This window comes from Paenibacillus psychroresistens, assembly GCF_009728935.1.
Classification (GTDB): Bacteria; Bacillota; Bacilli; order Paenibacillales; family NBRC-103111; genus Paenibacillus_AC; species Paenibacillus_AC psychroresistens.
Genome location: NZ_CP034235.1, coordinates 2,564,065 through 2,581,639, shown reverse-complemented (window position 1 = coordinate 2,581,639; position 17,575 = coordinate 2,564,065). Strand labels below are relative to the sequence as shown.

15 protein-coding genes are annotated in these 17,575 nt (G+C 39.9%); all 15 read right to left on the bottom strand.

Annotated features, from left to right (window positions below):
* Positions 1 to 242 precede the first annotated feature (242 nt).
* Complete coding sequence (locus EHS13_RS11495) at positions 243 to 1,124, bottom strand: CBM35 domain-containing protein (protein WP_155700488.1); 882 nt, start codon at positions 1,122 to 1,124, stop codon at positions 243 to 245.
* Positions 1,125 to 1,132: 8 nt separating this feature from the next.
* Positions 1,133 to 1,378: a hypothetical protein gene (locus EHS13_RS11490; protein WP_155700487.1), complete on the bottom strand. Its 246-nt coding sequence runs from the start codon at positions 1,376 to 1,378 to the stop codon at positions 1,133 to 1,135.
* A 17-nt stretch (positions 1,379 to 1,395) separates the two neighbouring features.
* Entirely contained in the window at positions 1,396 to 1,794 is a 399-nt protein-coding gene (locus EHS13_RS11485; protein WP_155700486.1) for a hypothetical protein, read from the bottom strand.
* A gap of 233 nt (positions 1,795 to 2,027) precedes the next feature.
* Positions 2,028 to 2,861: a carbohydrate ABC transporter permease gene (locus EHS13_RS11480; RefSeq protein WP_155705310.1), complete on the bottom strand. Its 834-nt coding sequence runs from the start codon at positions 2,859 to 2,861 to the stop codon at positions 2,028 to 2,030.
* Position 2,862: 1 nt separating this feature from the next.
* The gene (locus tag EHS13_RS11475; protein WP_155700485.1) at positions 2,863 to 3,792 is read right to left on the bottom strand and encodes a carbohydrate ABC transporter permease; all 930 of its coding nucleotides are present in this window, start codon (positions 3,790 to 3,792) and stop codon (positions 2,863 to 2,865) included.
* A gap of 71 nt (positions 3,793 to 3,863) precedes the next feature.
* The gene (locus EHS13_RS11470; RefSeq protein WP_155700484.1) at positions 3,864 to 5,309 is read right to left on the bottom strand and encodes an ABC transporter substrate-binding protein; all 1,446 of its coding nucleotides are present in this window, start codon (positions 5,307 to 5,309) and stop codon (positions 3,864 to 3,866) included.
* Between the two features lie 378 nt (positions 5,310 to 5,687).
* Positions 5,688 to 7,676 (bottom strand): glycoside hydrolase family 127 protein, encoded by a 1,989-nt coding sequence (locus EHS13_RS11465; protein ID WP_155700483.1) that lies wholly within the window; start codon positions 7,674 to 7,676, stop codon positions 5,688 to 5,690.
* Positions 7,677 to 7,694: 18 nt separating this feature from the next.
* Positions 7,695 to 8,726: a Gfo/Idh/MocA family protein gene (locus EHS13_RS11460; protein WP_155700482.1), complete on the bottom strand. Its 1,032-nt coding sequence runs from the start codon at positions 8,724 to 8,726 to the stop codon at positions 7,695 to 7,697.
* A complete protein-coding gene (locus EHS13_RS11455) occupies positions 8,723 to 9,760 on the bottom strand; it encodes a zinc-dependent alcohol dehydrogenase family protein (RefSeq protein ID WP_155700481.1) in 1,038 nt (345 codons plus the stop codon). Before EHS13_RS11455 ends, EHS13_RS11460 begins: the two co-directional genes overlap by 4 nt.
* 295 nt (positions 9,761 to 10,055) lie before the next feature.
* The gene (locus EHS13_RS11450) at positions 10,056 to 10,844 is read right to left on the bottom strand and encodes an HAD family hydrolase (protein ID WP_155700480.1); all 789 of its coding nucleotides are present in this window, start codon (positions 10,842 to 10,844) and stop codon (positions 10,056 to 10,058) included.
* Between the two features lie 13 nt (positions 10,845 to 10,857).
* Positions 10,858 to 11,865 carry a LacI family DNA-binding transcriptional regulator gene (locus EHS13_RS11445; RefSeq protein ID WP_155700479.1) on the bottom strand — a complete coding sequence of 336 codons (1,008 nt, stop codon included), beginning with the start codon at positions 11,863 to 11,865 and terminating at the stop codon, positions 10,858 to 10,860.
* 183 nt (positions 11,866 to 12,048) lie between these two features.
* Positions 12,049 to 13,062: a LacI family DNA-binding transcriptional regulator gene (locus tag EHS13_RS11440; RefSeq protein ID WP_155700478.1), complete on the bottom strand. Its 1,014-nt coding sequence runs from the start codon at positions 13,060 to 13,062 to the stop codon at positions 12,049 to 12,051.
* Between the two features lie 145 nt (positions 13,063 to 13,207).
* The gene (locus EHS13_RS11435) at positions 13,208 to 14,434 is read right to left on the bottom strand and encodes an RICIN domain-containing protein (protein WP_155700477.1); all 1,227 of its coding nucleotides are present in this window, start codon (positions 14,432 to 14,434) and stop codon (positions 13,208 to 13,210) included.
* Between the two features lie 44 nt (positions 14,435 to 14,478).
* On the bottom strand, positions 14,479 to 15,192 hold the full coding sequence (locus tag EHS13_RS11430) for a glycoside hydrolase family protein (protein WP_155700476.1): 714 nt from the start codon (positions 15,190 to 15,192) through the stop codon (positions 14,479 to 14,481).
* Positions 15,193 to 15,221: 29 nt separating this feature from the next.
* A complete protein-coding gene (locus tag EHS13_RS36230) occupies positions 15,222 to 17,231 on the bottom strand; it encodes a family 43 glycosylhydrolase (RefSeq protein ID WP_162463070.1) in 2,010 nt (669 codons plus the stop codon).
* Positions 17,232 to 17,575 lie beyond the last annotated feature (344 nt).

The following is a 17,575-nucleotide window of genomic DNA, read 5'->3' as shown; positions in this document are numbered from 1 at the left end:
TTGACCTGCTCTGTGTTTTCCAAATCACAAGATATGATGACGCATTTTCTGCCAAGCTGTTCAATTTGTTCCTTTAGCTCAGCTTGTTCTGGCGATCTCTGGAACCAAAAAAGACTCCTAAAATTTTAATTATGTATGGAGGGATTATCGATCAAGATTTGTCTTTCTGATGAGGGCTCTATAAAAGAGAGTAAGAAAAAACGCCAAGCTGGTCACTACCGTAGGCTTGGCGTATATTTTCGTTAAAATGTTTGTGCAACCTCTATATAGTCCAGTTCTGCAAAGCCAGTGCCTTTTTGCAGTTTTATAGTATTATTGCCTGCGTTTAGCGCCACATTTACCGTTATCAAACCAAATTTGCCCCAACCAGCCGTCACGGGGTAGGAAACAGTGGGACCACTGGCTCCATTAACCGTCATAGTATGTGTTGAAGTACTTCCGCTTCCGTTTGCATAACCTATTGTTAATTTGTATGTACCTGCCGTAGGTGCGTTAATGTTTGCAATTTGGACATAGCTAGTGCTCAGGTCAATGGTCTTTACATAACGAGCATTTGACGCATTTGACGCAGTCCCTACTGTAGCACCCGATATCGTTCCGTTCTCTGCTTCATATCTAGTTGTTATTAAAGCCTGGCTTGATACCAAGAACTCGCCTATATAATCAAGCTCTACAGTCCCTGTACTCCCTTTAGCTAATTTAATCAAATTGTCACCGGGATTTAATACCACACTTACACTCTTGTCGACAAACTGCCCCCAACCTGCTGTCGGCGCAAACGTCACTGCCGTTGCTGTTCCTTCGTTAACTGACATATTCATTGTAGAATTTGCTCCAGTACCGTTGGCATAACGTATATTCATTGTGTATGTTGCAGATGCAGGAACATTTACCCTGTAAGTAACACTGCTGTCTGAATTAGCAATTCCACTTACATATTTACCGTTAGAGGCAGATACGCTGGTTTGAGTCGTTCCGTTAATTACGACTGCCTTTTCCGCTTCATACTTCACGGGGGTAATCAGTGTCAAAGTTAGATCATCGATACATGCCCAAGTTAATGAACCGGTCGTAACTGCCGGTGCATCAAGCCCTATATCGGCACTGGTACTACCCGTGGGCACTTTAAAGGTTATCTCCTTATAAATCCATCCATCCCTTCATGCTGAGATCCATTGCTTTCTGTATATACATGGGTTCCTGCCGTTTTTGACCAGCCTGTAAAGTCACCAGTCTCAAAACCAGGATTCGAAACTACCTTGCTCGTCCCGCCTGATGAGTTATTATTGAGATAGTTTTTACTAGTCACCAATCTGTCCACATTAACATAGGTTCCGGCAGATGCAGGATTTTTATCACTTCTAACTATTAGTTTCAATGTGTGTGAGCCATATGTCAAATACTATTTAACTTGTAAGTATCTGTAATATTCAATACACTTCCGTTAACTGTAGTTAAGCTTACATCAGCCTTATACCCTCCCGTAATTGCAGTAACACTGCTGTATACCTTATATTGCCAGCTTCCAATATTGTTACTTGAATCTAGCACACGAATTCCTGCTGAACCGTCCTTAGAACTCCAAAGTGCCGTTGTACTGTTTTCCAGCTGCAATTTGTAACCATTTAGACCTGAATCAAAAACAAGCTTATAGGTCCTTACACCATCCGAACCGATTGTGTAATCTGCCGCATAAACCGTTACAGATGAAAACACAACCATAATTTGCAGCATCATGGCTGCTATTAGCATTATAGCTAACCTAGTTTTTATTACCCTTTTCCCTATTGACATCACTATCTCTCCTCCTAAAATAGTTATTCTGATACAATTTTATTCTGATGTAAGGGCTTTCATAAATGACTATTTTATAATTGCAATTTCCCTCCTTTCGGAGTGAACTAGCGGTTTGGGGTCAACCTCGCAATCAGAGTCAAAAGGATATGGATTGGCAACTCTATCCATACCCAGTTGTAACTCTAGAGTCTGATCTCCAACCCGTAGTTTCATCCAATGAAATTATATAGTCAACCTTTGATTCCTGTCATAGATATACCCTCAATGATGTATTTTTGGCCGATGAAAAACACAATTAGCGTAGGAGCAAGCACCACAGCTGTAGCAGCCATCATTAAGTGCCACTGTGCCGAATACATTCCCTTAAATAACTGAAGTCCCAATGAAAGAGTAAACTTTGACTCGTCATTCAGATAAATAAGAGGTCCCATAAAATCATTCCAAGATCCAAGAAACGCAAAAAGTCCAACTACAATTAATGCCGATTTCGAAAGTGGCAGTATAATAGTGCTATAAATTCTAAAGTACGACGCACCATCCACAAAAGCAGCTTCATCCAATTCCTTAGGTATAGACATAAAGAACTGTCTGAGAAGAAAAATATTAAATGCTCCTCCACCAAACCAGATCGGTAATGCTAAAGGGATGAAAGAATTCGTAGCCCCGATCTTACTCCAACCTATAAATGTTGGAATCATCGTCACTGCATGTGGCATCATCATGCTTGATAGAATCAGGATAAAAAATAATTTTCTTCCTGTCCAGTTCATCCGGGCAAAGCTATACGCACATATTGAAGCCGCTAAGACTGAGCCCGCAACGACCGAAACCACAATGATCATAGTATTCACAAAAAACTTAAAGAATGGTATTGCTGTTAATGCATCCACGTAATTTGAAAAAGCAAATGGTTTTGGAAACCATATTGGAGGCGTTACGAAAATTTGGGCCATTTCCATTAACGAACTTCTGACAATCCAGTAAAGAGGGAACAGACACATGAAGGAGCCAACAATAAGGATAAAATATATAACGAATTTAGTTAACTTTGTCTCTCTCTTCATATTATTTAACCTCGCCTTCATAGTAAACCCACTTGGAAGATGATCTGAGCACCAGAAGAGTTAGGACGAGTATGATCATAAACAAAACCCAACCAATGGCAAATGCACTTCCGAGCTTAGAAAATTTGAATGCTTCTCTGTATAAATAGAACACATAAAAAAGGCTTGCATTATTCGGACCGCCATCTGTCATAATATAAGCCTGGCTGAATATCTGAAAACTATTGATAAAATTCATAATTAAGTTGAAGAATATCGTCGGTGTCATCAAAGGGATTGTGATATGCAGAAGCTTTTGTACGGATGTACTCCCATCTATTTCTGCAGATTCATAAAGATGGGCAGGAACATCCTGCAATCCTGCAAGAAATATGACAACCTGTCCTCCGATACTCCAGAGACTCATGATAGCTAACGAGGGTATGACTGATGACTCGGCCCATATCCACTGGCTTGTCGGCAGGCCAAGGGTCCTAAGCACACTATTCAGAACACCTAGATCGGGGTCATAGAGCCACAACCAAATCATCGAGGATGCAACAACCGGAACAATCGTAGGTAAATAAAAAATAGTCCGGAATATAGACCTCCCTTTGATATTTTGATTCAGGAGAATAGCTAAAAAAAATGCAAAGATAATCTGAAGCGGTACACTGAGTAATACATAATAGGAAGTTACCCCAAGAGATTTGTAAAAAAAAGGATCTTCCCCGGAAAACATATTGATATAATTATCCAACCCGACGAACTTGGTTTGATTCACAACTGCATAATCCGTAAAACTATAGATAAGACTTATGATCATAGGTAAAAATACAAAAAGCGAATAGCCGAGAATTGCCGGTGAAGCAAATAATATTCCGTAAAAATTTTCCTTTTTGCGATGCTTACTCGAACCAAGATTGAGTTTTTGTATATTTTTATCAACCATTCAAACTTCACACCCTTTATAAATTAAGTAGCCGGGTAATCAAACCCGGCTGCTCTAGTTGAGTCTAACAACTAAGGTCTTTCATATTTACCTTTGATTAGCGGTTGTACTTTAGGTGCAATATCATTTAAAGCCTTTTCAGCAGTTTCTTGACCAAGCCATACCTTATCCAATGCTGGTCCGATTATTGCATTGATATTAGGCACATTTTTAACCGTATAGTCCGGTGAAGGTACACCATTTGCAAAGGCATTGTCTACGATAGCTTCTATATAGCCTTCAGGATGTGCCGCGTTACCCTTTGCCCACTTTTCAAGAAGAGCCGGGTCCGTATACCACTTTTTCAGAATCGGCATCCAGAGCCCGCTTTTTTGTAGATCTAACGTATTCTCAGGATTCCAGAACCATTTAAGCAGCAGATAAGCTTCCTCAGGATGTTTTGTTGAACTAAATATTACAAGTGGATCACCCAGTGTCATAGTCGCCACTTTATTCAATTTAGGAACAATGCCAACGCCTAAATTAACTTTAGCAATCGTTAAATCCTGCAAAGCCCATTGACCGTCAAAAGCTATAGCCACCTTCTTAGATAGCAATGCTGTAGCTGCACCTGCAATATTCTTCTGCTGAGCCGGGGAAGGCATTACATGATATTTGTTCATGAGGTCGGACAATTTCTGTATACCTTCAATTGCCTCAGGCTGATTCAAATTGAATGTTGTACCATCATCGGAAAGTAATGAGCCACCATTCATATAAACAAATTGATTGTATGCCCAAGTTCCGAAATTTACTCCGAACTGTTTAATATTCTTAAAGTCAAAGTTCGGGTCAAGTGCATTCCTTCCCTTTGTATCCAAGGTAAGCTTCTGGCAGACCTCAACAAATTGCTCCCAAGTCAATGCCTTGTCAGCTGATGTTGGCAGATCTGCAACACCTGCATCCTTGAACATGTCCTTATTGTAGAAAAGTCCAAAGGCCTCAATAGCACCATTCATTCCCATACATTTTTCTTTTTCCCAGCAATAGAATGCCTGAGGCAGAATATCAGCTGGAGTTATTTCAGAATCCTTGTTCAGAAAATCCATAATATTCAACAATTTTCCCTGTTCTGCCCAAACCAATCCGAGACTGCCATGGAACAGGGCGGCATCTGGAGCCTGATTAGCTGCTAGCATTGTTGTCATCTTGGTGTCATAGGAGCCATTCTCATCTGGAATATTCATATATTTAACTGTAATCCAAGGATATTTCTTCATAAAACCATTAATTGCATCTTGAGTTGCTTTCCTTTCACCAGGACTTCCCCAACCTGAGTAGGTTAACGTGACTGGCTCCTTCTTTTCTTCAGTAACTGTTGGAGCTGTAGTTGCTATTGGAGCTGTAGTTGCTGGTGAATCGGAAACGCTTACAGAACTGACTGGGGTTTGTGTGCTCTCATCTTTACTAGCACAACCGGCTAAGAGGATAGAAAACGTGAATAACACTACCATGACAAGAGATATCGTTCTTTTCATTTATAAGTCCCTCCCAATTTTTAAAAGCTCAAATCGTAATCGTGAAATAACTCCCCATAATTGAAATAATGAAAAATAAGCTTTTCAGTATTCTGCCAGACATCGCCCCTTCATTTATCATGACTTTACATTAGAATACTGAATGAACATTAACATTAACATTAACGTTAATAACAACATATCTTAATGCTTTATTTTTGTCAACCATTTTTAAAATACTTTCGTCAGTCAGTGATAATGTCGTCATAAAAATCTACAAAGACAAAATCATACTGACATTATGAAACAGATCAGGAGTGCCACAGACGTAGAATTTATCACTTAAGAACTCTTGAAGGAGCTGCGAAACCATACAGCTCCTTTTAGATTAGTTAATACCTATTTATCCGTAATATGTGGTTTTACTTTCCTGTATAGTCGATTTTCCCATCCAAGCAAGTCTATCGGCCTCTCTAGCTGCAACCAGACAGTCATAGAGCCACGCGATCTGTTATTCCAATAAGGGTACGGAATTGCTGTAATATCATTATCCTCTACGTCCTTCGTACGAATAATTACTGCCCCATCAAAGAAGTCATCCAAATACTCCAATTCAAAAGCAGGAGCTACCGGCAGCTTACTTTTCGTGCCCTCTTTATCTAGAGACTCACGAGTATATTGAGCGGCTCCTCGCTTGATCACATACTTTTCATTGTCCATTGACTCAAGACAATACAGCATGGGTCCTCGTTTGATTGCCACTTTGTTAACATGGGATTTCACATAAGGATGGGCTTCGATTAACATAACGGGCATTACAAGATCTAGTTGGATCACGTCACCGCTCTTCCATTCCCTATCGATAACAGCATATCCGTTGATGGTCGTATAATTTATTGAATCTCCATTAACTTTGATCGAATAGTTATCACACCACTCGGGAACTCGAGTACGTACTTTGAAAGAAGCAGCTTGTGCAGGTGATACAACAATTCCAACCGAACCATCCCAAGGATAAGTCGTTTTCTGCAATAGATGGACCTTCACGTCCCCAATAGTAACCTCAGCTTCGCCTTCTACATAGAGATTGACGAAGACCCCTTCGTGATCGAACGCATAGATGAATGACGCTAATTCTGGCAGCATCTTAACAAGCATCGGCGGACAGCACGGACAATTATGCCATTCCCAGCGATTATGCGCGCCATTGCTGACAAGTGGATTCTCATAAGAATATTTATGACCATTCATGGAACGTCCAGCTAACAATATGTTGTAAAGAATGTTTTCTAACGTATCGATATATTTACTTTCACCAGATGCCAAGAAAAGGTTCCAACTAAAATAACCCATACCAACTGCTGCACACGTTTCCAAATATCCATTATCGGGAAGTTCATAGGCTTCGCCGAATTTTTCTTCCAGATGTACAGCTCCTATCCCACCACTTATATGCGATTTCTGATAGGAGATATTGTTCCAGAGCTCCTTAGCTTTTTCAACATACTTTTTTTCACCGGTAGTTAAATAAAGAGAGGTTAATCCTGTATATAAGAGGGTTGCACGAACAGCATGCCCAACGGCTTCGTCCTGTTCCATTAAAGGCTTATGATCTTGTGAATAGGCCTCCCACGAAGGTCTCCCCTCATGATTCCCCCGGTTTTCAATCCAGAACTTCACCAAATCTAGATACTCCGATGCAATAAAAGGGCTGCTAAGTTTCTCCGCCAGTTTCGGTTCATCCATTGCTAACTGATAGAGTTTGAGTAATGCCTCTTCTGGAAGGGAATGGGCAGGTACTATATTCCGTTTGGGAGAAGGTCCCATTAACTCGCTCATATGATTTGCAAATTTGACCGCAACCTCAAGCAATGATATTTTACCTGTCGCTTTATAGTGATGAACACCTGCTTCAACCAGACATCCTGCATTATAGACATCATGCTGCCATCTTAAATTACCCCCATTGTCACCCCAACGTTGGTTTGGTCGGTCTAGCAATGTATATGTGTTGATATATCCGTCACCCACTGCATCCTGTGCCTGAGCAACCTTCTCAATTATTTCATCGACTCTCTGATCCGTTTCTGCATCATAATCCACAGCGAGAATATCCGCTACTCCCCGTATTGTTTCATAAATTAGGCCATCAAACCAAGGCTCACCACAGTGATACCCGCCCTTCCCTTCTCGCACAAAATCAAAATTTCTAAAAGCACCATCGCTTTCAAATTTATCTAGAATATCTTTTATGGATACTTCTCGTAATACTTTTAGCTTAGGTGCCCAAAATTTGTCGGAAATCTTAACATTGGATACCGGAATATTGGATACTTTCTGATATTTATAAGTCGTTTTAAGTACTCTATCTGAGTTGTAGTTTGTCACCGGTCATTCTCCTATTCTTTATATTTTAATGCGGCTCCCGCTTTGATAGGAACGTATTGCTGCATCGGCAACCAATAACGCACGATAACCCGCTTTTGCATGGACAGGCGGTTGTTCTCCTGCTCGCAATGCTTGCAATAACTTATCAATATGATTATCAAAAGTTCGGTGGAAATCCCGATCCTCATCGTTAAAATAACCTGCTTCCCAAACTTCACCGAGTTCATTGCCTAAACCATTGTACGTATAGCGCTTAACTGTATCGTGGATTACAATACGACCCTTCGTTCCGTCTAGCTCAACACGTTGGGTATCTGGATAGGCATAGGAAGAATCATAGGTTCCAATCAAGCTTCCAACTGCCCCATTCGTAAATTTCAAAGCCAGTGACAATGTGCGGAAACCGCCTCCTGTCTTATCCGTCATTTCCGCCATAACGGATTCTATTGGTCCGCATAGGTACTCTAGCATATCAATCCCATGACATTGGGTTTCGATTAAATTGGCATGAGGATGTTCACTTGCACCCTCTCCTCCGAATCTCCAAGACGCAAAAGTCAGATCTCCCAATTTCCCATTCTTAATCGCATCATAGGCTAGCTGGACAGGCTTTGCAAAGCGATGATTTAAGTTAATCGCAAAAAATAGGTTCCGTTTCGCTGCTTCGTTCAAAAGTATATCCGCTTCTTTTAAATCGAAAACAAGCGGTTTTTCAACCAACAACGGAAATCCCGCTTGAATGACTTGCAGCGTTGCTTTGAAATGGTCCTGATTGGGGAGACACATGCTGACTAAATCAGGTGTTTCCTTTTCCAGCATATCTGAAATGCTTGTATAAGAGTTGGTACCGTATTCAATTGCTTTTCTTTGAGTCTTCTCAGGATCACGTCCAACGATCGCACAAAAATCGACATCAGGTCGAGTTGAGAAGATACGCGCATGCTGGTGTCCCCAGCTACCCGGAGACTTGAATCCACCTGATAACCCTTTCCCGTCTGTTGTTCCACCAGCTCCAACTAATGCTACTTTCAATTTACCTTGTCTAGTCATTGCTCGATAATCACCTTCCCAGTATCTCCTTGGAAGAACAGCTCGTAAGCTTCTTGAATTTGGTCTAATCCAAATCGATGGGTAATGATTTGGCTGAGGTAGGGTAAATGTTGTTTTAACAATTCATGGTTTTCCGCGAGTTCATGGTATTGAAAATATTCGCTGCCTAGTACACTCCGTTCAGTCGCAATAAGGTCGCTTGATACCTTCAGGTGCAATTCCTCCCCGTGTCCGACGCAGATGAGCACTCCTCTCTGGTTTAAAATATCCAAAGAAGACTGACGAGCTGAAGTTTTTCCACTGGTATCAATGGCAACATCAATACCCGTAAAACCCGCAGCTTGAATCGATTCAACCAAAGATTTATTTCCAAGATGAATGGGAATCGCCCCCATTTGCTCAGCTAGATCCAAACGATACTGAACAAAATCCATAATAAATACTGGGATTTCTTTGCCGAGCAATATTTTAGCCATTGCAAGCACGCCTAAACCTATCGGACCTGCACCTGCGATCAGAATCGAACTGATATCTTTGTGAACGAGTTGAGCTCGCTTGATAGAATGTCCGCCAGTACCCATAATGTCCAGTATTATTGTTGCTTCTGACAACGGAATGGAAGGATCAGTTGGATAGAATACATTTTCATTCACAACTATATAAGGAGTGTAGCCCCCATCATGTGTAAATCCATAGTCAGCCCGTTTGTTAAAACATTGATTGGTAAACCCTTTCTTGCAGCTGCGACACTCACCGCAGAAATCCATTAGAAATACTACTCCAGGTGTACCAATAGTTATTTGGACACCTTCCCCAACAGCTGCCACAATACCTGAGGCTTCATGACCTGGAGTCGTCTCTGAACCATCATAGAATTGAGTTCTATCGGAACCGCAAAGTGCGTTTGCTTTCACTTGCAGAAGAATCTGCCCTGGTCCAGGAGTGGGAATCGCTTTTTGCCCGTATTCGATTTTTCCAGCTCCAATAAATAAAGGAATATTCATAGATTCAGGTATGTTTTTTAAAGTTGTCATTTCATTTTTCCTCCATTTTGTTTTTTTGAGAATAGCTTTGTTTTGGCGAATACATTATCATGAATAAAATTACTAATGCACTGTCCTCTCTCTAAGTAAAATAAGAATTAGCATACTTGTTAGATCATTCATTTTCGACAACATTAATGTTAACATTAACGTTAATTAAACGATACCATCGATTCTTTATTATTGTCAATACTTTTTTGTTTGCACAGCATTATGAGATAAACTCTTCAAAATGAAAGGCAATCTTAAATACGCCATCCCTTTTCGATGACGTCTTTGCTATGAATTATAGGGTTATTGCCGTTTTAATAGCTTCTGCAACTGACATGACTGTAAACTTTGCTGATTGCTTAAGCTCTGGATGACTCTTGTTCATTACAAAGCTATTTGGTGTACAGTTAAACATAGCAAGATCATTGAATGAATCTCCTACACAAGCTAGTTCATCAGGAAAAATCCCTATAGAATTAATTAAAATGGCTATTCCCGATCCCTTATCTACATTCCTAGGCATAATATCAATCCCATCCGGATCTGAAAAAAAGGCTGTTATATTATCGCCAAATCTCTCATTTAGATAATTTAATAGTTTTTGGAGAGCGATTACATTTCCATATATAGATAATTTAGTTATATTTGAACCTTTTTCTATATCCTCAAGCAGCTCTCTATTTTCCTTTAACGGAGTTAAGAACCTCTCGCCTACTCTTATGGCTTCATTATTGTATTCAATCACATAATTATCGCTTGATGTACATGTGATAGTTACAAGTTCAGGAAACAGTAATAAAACGGAAGTAATAATCGATTTTATTATCGTATTATTGAATACCCTTGCGGCTATTAGTTTACCATTTTTATCATATATGGAAGCTCCGTTCTGGCAGACTGCATGATAATTCCCGCCTATCTGATTCATAATATTTATGATTTCACTATACATGCGACCTGAGGCTAGACAGAACTCTATCCCTGATTCATTCATAGCAACTATAGCTTCTATATCCGATTTTTTAATGTTTTTATTACTATCTAGTAAAGTTCCGTCGATATCGCTTACAAATAACTTTATCATCTAATCCTCCAAGTTATGTACTTTCTCTAATGATTAATCGAGTTTCGAGAACTTCACAAAATTTGTTTTTAATTAGCGGATCCTTTATTTTTCGAAGTAAAATATCAATTGTTCTTCGCGACATTGTGGTTTTAGAGTTGCTTACAGTTGTTAGCAGCATTGGAAAATAGAATCGTGATTGGATATTATCGAAACCAACCACAGAGAAATCTTTAGGAACACTAAAACCCTTTAAATTTAACATATAGATTGCTTCCCAAGCCATCATATCACTAAAAGCAAAAATGCCGTCGAACTCTATTCCATCCTGCAGCAGTTTTTTTATTTCATTACGAGATTCGCCCGCAGTAACCCCTATCTCCCTTATTAGTGCAGGATCAAATGAAGCACCAGCTTCTTGAAGTGCCAATTTATAACCCTGAAGCCGGTCTCTAGCACTAGAAATATAAGAGGGTCCATTTAGAAACAGGATTTTTTTTCTTCCTATATCCAACAAATGCTTTATTGCTATATACCCGCCATTTACATCGTCACACACAACATAATCAATGTCATGTTCTTCTTCAAATCGACGGCCCAATAGAACAAAAGGAATTCCCGTTTTCTGCAGAAAGTGAATGTTTTCAATTCCTCGTTGCGTCGGACATATAATAATACCATCTACATTCTGGGAGATAGCAGACTGAATAGCCTTTTCTTCAAGATGATCATCTTCTTCTGTGGTAATAATAAAAATGGTATATCCGCGTTTCCGCGCTAGGACTTCAATTTCCTTAACCGTAATCCCGAAGTGAGGATTCGAAATATCTCCAATAATTACTGCAATAGATTTCGTAAAGCCTGATCTTAATGAACTTGCTATTGTATTTACGAAATAGCCCATTAATTTAGCCGTTTCTTGAATGACTTTCCTTGTAGATAAAGATATTTCTTCTTTATTTTTTAAAGCTCTGGATACTGTATTAATCGTAAATCCTGTCCTTAGGGCTACATCCTTTAATTTGATTTTCTTAACTTCCATCTTCTAAACGCACTTCCTAATCTAGTATTAAGATGCTTCGCTCTCATCATAAAAAAACTTAATTAACGTTAATGTAACTGTTAATGTAATAATAACAAATTTATTTCGTAATGTCTATTCCTTTTCCACGCAAAAAAACCTGAAAGTCATTTATCATGATCTTCCAGGTTATGATGAATCCTTTTAGGTGCTGTCTCTTACAATTAGCTGAGTTTGAATAATTTCATTAAATATCGTATGTGATTTCGGATCATTTATTTTTTTGAGTAATATGTCCACAGCCCGTTTAGACATTTTGCTTTTTGAATTGGCAATGGTAGTAAGTGGAAACGGAAAGAAGAATCTAGACTGTATGTTATCAAAACCTACCACTGCGATATTGTCGGGCACCTTATACCCTCTTCTGTTCAAGGTATATATTACTTCCCATGCCATCATATCATTAAAAGCGACTACTGCTGTAAATTGGATGCCTTCATCTAAAACTCTCTTTATAACCTGCCTGCTGTCGCCTGAGACAACACCAACCTCTTGAATCAGTTCATTGTCGATCTCCATATGATGCTCATTCATAGCTTTTACATAACCATCAAGTCTATCTTTTGCGCTGGATATATAGTCAGGTCCTTTAAGAATCAAGATCCGTTTGTGCTCCTTTTCCAAAAGATGCTTCGTAGCCAAATACCCGCCATTGGTATCATCACAAATGACATAATCGAAATCTGTACGCTCGAATCTTCGCCCAAGTAAAACAAAAGGTATCCCTGTTCTTTTTAAGTATTCAATATTATCAACACTCTTTTGAACTGGACAAATAATAATCCCGTCTACTTGCTTTCCTAGAGCGGAGTTGATTGCTTGCTCTTCTAACTCACTATTTTCTTCCGTATTGATTACTAGGGAAACGTAACCATGTTTTCTGATTGATTTTTCAATTTCTTTCACCATAATTGCAAAATGTGGATTAGAGATATCTCCTAATATGATAGCTATTGTTTTTGTTGAACCTGATCTCAAAGAGCTGGCCAATGAGTTGTTTATGTAACCCATATCTTTAGCTGTCTTTTGAATTAGTTCTCTTGTCTGGGTTGAAATATCATCTTTATTCTTCAGAGCTCTAGAAACTGTGTTTATCGTATAACCAGTCTTTAAGCTTATATCCTTAAGCGTTACTCTTGTTATTCTCGAATCTGCCATTTTATAAGCTCCCTTGCAATATCTTGCATTCCATTGCTATCAAGAGCGTACCATTTGTTACTTATACAGTCAATTCAAAGAAAAATAGAATTCTTGCTATGCAAGAATTCTATTTCATGATACTTCACAATTTCCAGAGATTTTTTTATTGTGGTACAATCGTCCAATCTTGATCAGGATTGTTTCCAAGATAATCCCATAGGTGAAGAAGAGTATTATTGGCCATTGCACCATTTACACAGGATAGTGCTCGTAAGCTGTTTTGATTTAATATCTTAAAATATCCTGTACTGGCTGCACTAATACTCCATTTTTGATCTGTGGCATTTACAAAATCCCACAAATGAGCTTGAGAACCATTGGTTGTACCTCCTGAGACAATAGAAAGGGCTCTGCCGCTCTTCTTATTAATTAATTTATTGTAGCCACCTCCAACATCGACGATTTGCCATAGTTGATCATCTGCATTAACGAAAGCATATAGAATCGCAGGGCTTCCGTTAGAAGTTCCTCCGGCAGAGATGGATAATGCTTTACCACTCAGCTTATTAATAATTTTATAATACTTTGTTGGATCATAAATACCTGTGTCATCAACCGATACATTGTCAAAATAAGCTTGCCCCGCAGAACTTGTTGTTTGTAGATCCACATAACTAGATGAAGGATTAAGCGAATTGTCCGATGCTGTTAACACCAGTGTACCGTTGTCATAAAGTTGAATTGTTGTTCCCGATACAACTAACTTTAATTTGTAAGTGGTATTATAACTTATTTGTGAATCTAATCCCGTAGACACTAACTTCGTATTAACGCCATTTACAATTTTTCCAATTGCATACTTCCCTCCCCAAGATGCAATACCCGCATAATAATAGTTATTAAGATTAGTGCTTCTAATATGCAATGAATTGTCTTTCGATGTGCTAATTGGTGTGACATCTACTGAAAACGAATAGTTAGGCGTATTTATTTTGACATTTCCTTGTAAGACTTGACTACTACCGGAAGGCGCCACACCCATTGTTTTCAACCTTCCAGCATCTATGGTAAATGTGCCGCCTCCAGCATAATTGGCGCCAAATGTTTTTGACCACTTCGCTGGATTTATTAGCGGTATACTATTATTCCATTTCGCTAACCCTATTCTCTCGTTCCATCCGGATTGTTTGTCCTTCGCATTATAATACAAATACTCCGTGCCATTTACATTAACGATGTACTGCCTATATATCATATCATCTTCAAATGTTCCGGCATTTCCAAGGTCAATTTGCATTTTGTCACGCGTTAAGTTCCAATTAATTCCATCGGTTGAAACTAGTCTGCCACCGCGTGAAGGGTAATCATTTTGCCAACCCACAACAGACATATAGTACAAATTATTTTTCTTTAAAACATTAGGACCTCCAATACCTAGATTCGCCCATCCGCCATCGGACTTATGAGGGGATTACCACTGTATTTTGTCCATGGCCCCGTTATTGAAGTTGCTGTTGCATAACAAATGAATTCTGGTTCACCACCGGCAGAGGCAATTTTACCTGCCGTGTACCACATTTTCCATATACCATTGTCACTGTCATACATTAATGAAGTATTATAGAGAAAATTATCTTCCCATGCCAACGTCGGAGATAGAATTGCACCAAATTTGGTCCAAGGACCTTGAGGGTTGGTTGCGTATGCATAAGCTATTCTTGCAACTTGATTATCGTGTATCATATAAGTCATGTGATAGATACCATCCTTATAGACAACACTAGGCACAGTTGTTGCGCCATCATCAATTGCACCGTTGGGACCATTTGCCAAAATGGGATTCCCAGCATATTTGGTCCAAGTGACCCCATCATTAGAAGAAGCATATCCTATGCCGCCTCCGGAGGCTCCATACCACATTTTAAACAAAGCCCCTCCACCCTGGTTATAGAGAACCGAAGGATCTTGCAACATGGAACCTTCCCATGCTTGGGTTAAATTAACAACAACTCCTTGTTTATCCCAACCTGCTATATTTGAAAAATCATCCTTAAGAACATTTGATGCGAAAACGGAACTTGCCATTGTCAAAAGAATTAAAAAGAAAAATAGCGTTCCACCTAACCACTTATAACCTTTTTTCGTCATAACCACTTGCACCTCCCTTTAATATTGAATTACGTTAAAATGATAGACCAATCTTGATCATCAACTCCACCAAGATAATCCCAAAGATGCGCATACGTATTGTTCGCAGTTCCACCACTCACTAAGGAAAGTGCGCGATTGCTTGCTGCGTTCAATACTTTCAAATAGCCGGTACTTCCCTGAGAAATTGACCAATGTTGATCCGTGGCAGATAGATAATCCCATATATGCACTGTGGAGCCATTCGATGTTCCACCTAATAAAATGGAGAGTGCGCGACCACTTTTCTTATTCAAGAATCGCACCGTACCATTTCCATTACTCAGTACTTGCCAATATTGATCATCAGCCGAGATGAAGTCCCAAATAATACTCCGGCTTCCGTTCGTTGTTCCGCCGGCCTCAACGGATAATGCTCTACCGCTTTTCTTATTTAGAATCTTGTAATACCGGGTGGCATTCGCCGTAACGGCGAAATTCGTGTATTCAGCTTGGGTGTCTTCAGTCACCATTCCGATTTGCCCGTTGGAAATTGCTAAGCTCCGTACTTGTAGAAGATTGTTATTTACATGGAAGTAGAAGTTGTTACCATCCTTAACGACTTTAATGTTATTGGCATTGTTTAAGTTGGTGCCGGGAGGTAATGCTGTATTTTGCCAAGCCTGTGCGACGCCGCCTACAATGGCATACGTGGCAAGCACACCAAGATTCTTATCGATCATTGCCATTACGTAATTACTTGAATCCTTATAGTTCGCATATATCCCATATTTCGGATTAGGAGAGACCGTTCCGGTTTTCAGCCACTTCACATCGGCGGATAGTGTGTAAGATGTTTGATTTACATCCCCGCGGAAAACTTGTTTGAAACCGCTGCCAAGATTATAACTTCGAATCGAGTTCGTACTAAGATGCGTCCAATTCCCGATTTCCAAGGTTCCCGAGCTGGAATCTCCCCATCCGTAATCGTTCCAAGCTGGTTCGCCTGATGGCGCAGTTTGACGAACAGTCGGCGAGATTGGAGTGCCGAAATTAGGTGTATCGTCCGTATTCCAGGTGAATTTTTGAAGATTCATAATGCGATCCCAAGCGGAACCGGATTTTCTTGCCGAATGGTACACGATCCAGTCCTCCGTACCGTCGGGCGATTTGGTGAATGACGCGTGCCCAGGACCGAATACATCGCTTGTCTTTGAGAATACCGGTGTGGACTTTTTGACCCAGTTTGCGGGATTCATTAGATTACCAGTCGAGTTAGTCAGTAAACCCAAACAATAATCGTCAGTCCAGCTTCCACTCGCGGAATAGACGATGTTGACCTTGCCGTTTCGAATCAAAACGGTAGGGCCTTCATTGATGTAGTCCGGCCCTCCAATCTTTTCCCAACTGTAAGTCGGGGAAGCGATCAGTACCCGATCTCCAGATATCGTCCATGGATTGCTCATCGTAGCGATATAAGTGTTCTGTGCTCCACCCGACGTGGTCCCAGCCCAACCCGACCAAACCATGTACATTTGACTATTGTACGTGAATACGTGTCCGTCAATCGCCCATCGATCAGTCGTCGCAGCAATTTTGCCTTTATCCGTATAAGATCCCTGAGGATCGGAAGAATTGCTTTCCAGCACAAACATACGATGATTATTGTTGTTGTCGTCACAGGTGGTTGCTGCGTAGTACACATACCACTTGTTATTTAGAAAGTGAAGCTCAGGTGCCCAAACTCCAGTGCAGTTGGCGCCAGAACCTGTAGGGAAAGCTTTAATATTAACTCGGGTCCCTTCTGTGGCGATTCTCGTAAGACTGTTTGAGGGGGATTTTGTCACCCACAAGCCGCCGCCTACGCTCTCAATTAAATAATAGTAACCATCTTTGTATACTACCCAAGGATCATTACCCATATTGTTAATCGAATTATAAAATTTTCCCGTATTGCTTGCTGCTGAGGCTTTCTGTGCCGGGAATACCCCCGGTATGAAAGATAAAGTAAGGAATAAAATTAGAAATGCTGATATCCAACGCGTTTTATTAATTTTCACTGATCATTCTCCTCCTTATAGTCTTTAATAAATAACGAAGCCCATCTTAAAGCCCTCCTCTCCCGCTTATTCAATCAATCCAATGAAAAAGCACACGATGATTATCGCAAGTGCTTGAGGATCCATTCTTACATTAACGAAGAACATTATTGATAATAATCTAGATAACAAAGCAGCAAGGAATCTGCCTGCATAGAATCCTCGATTTTTGCTAATCTACGGTTAAATGAAATAATTTATTCAATACGATAATACTTTCGGTTTTAACATTGATGTATCCACCGAATTTGTGTTGTAACTGCTAACTTCCCTAAACCGAAATATGCATTGATATTGTTTTTTTC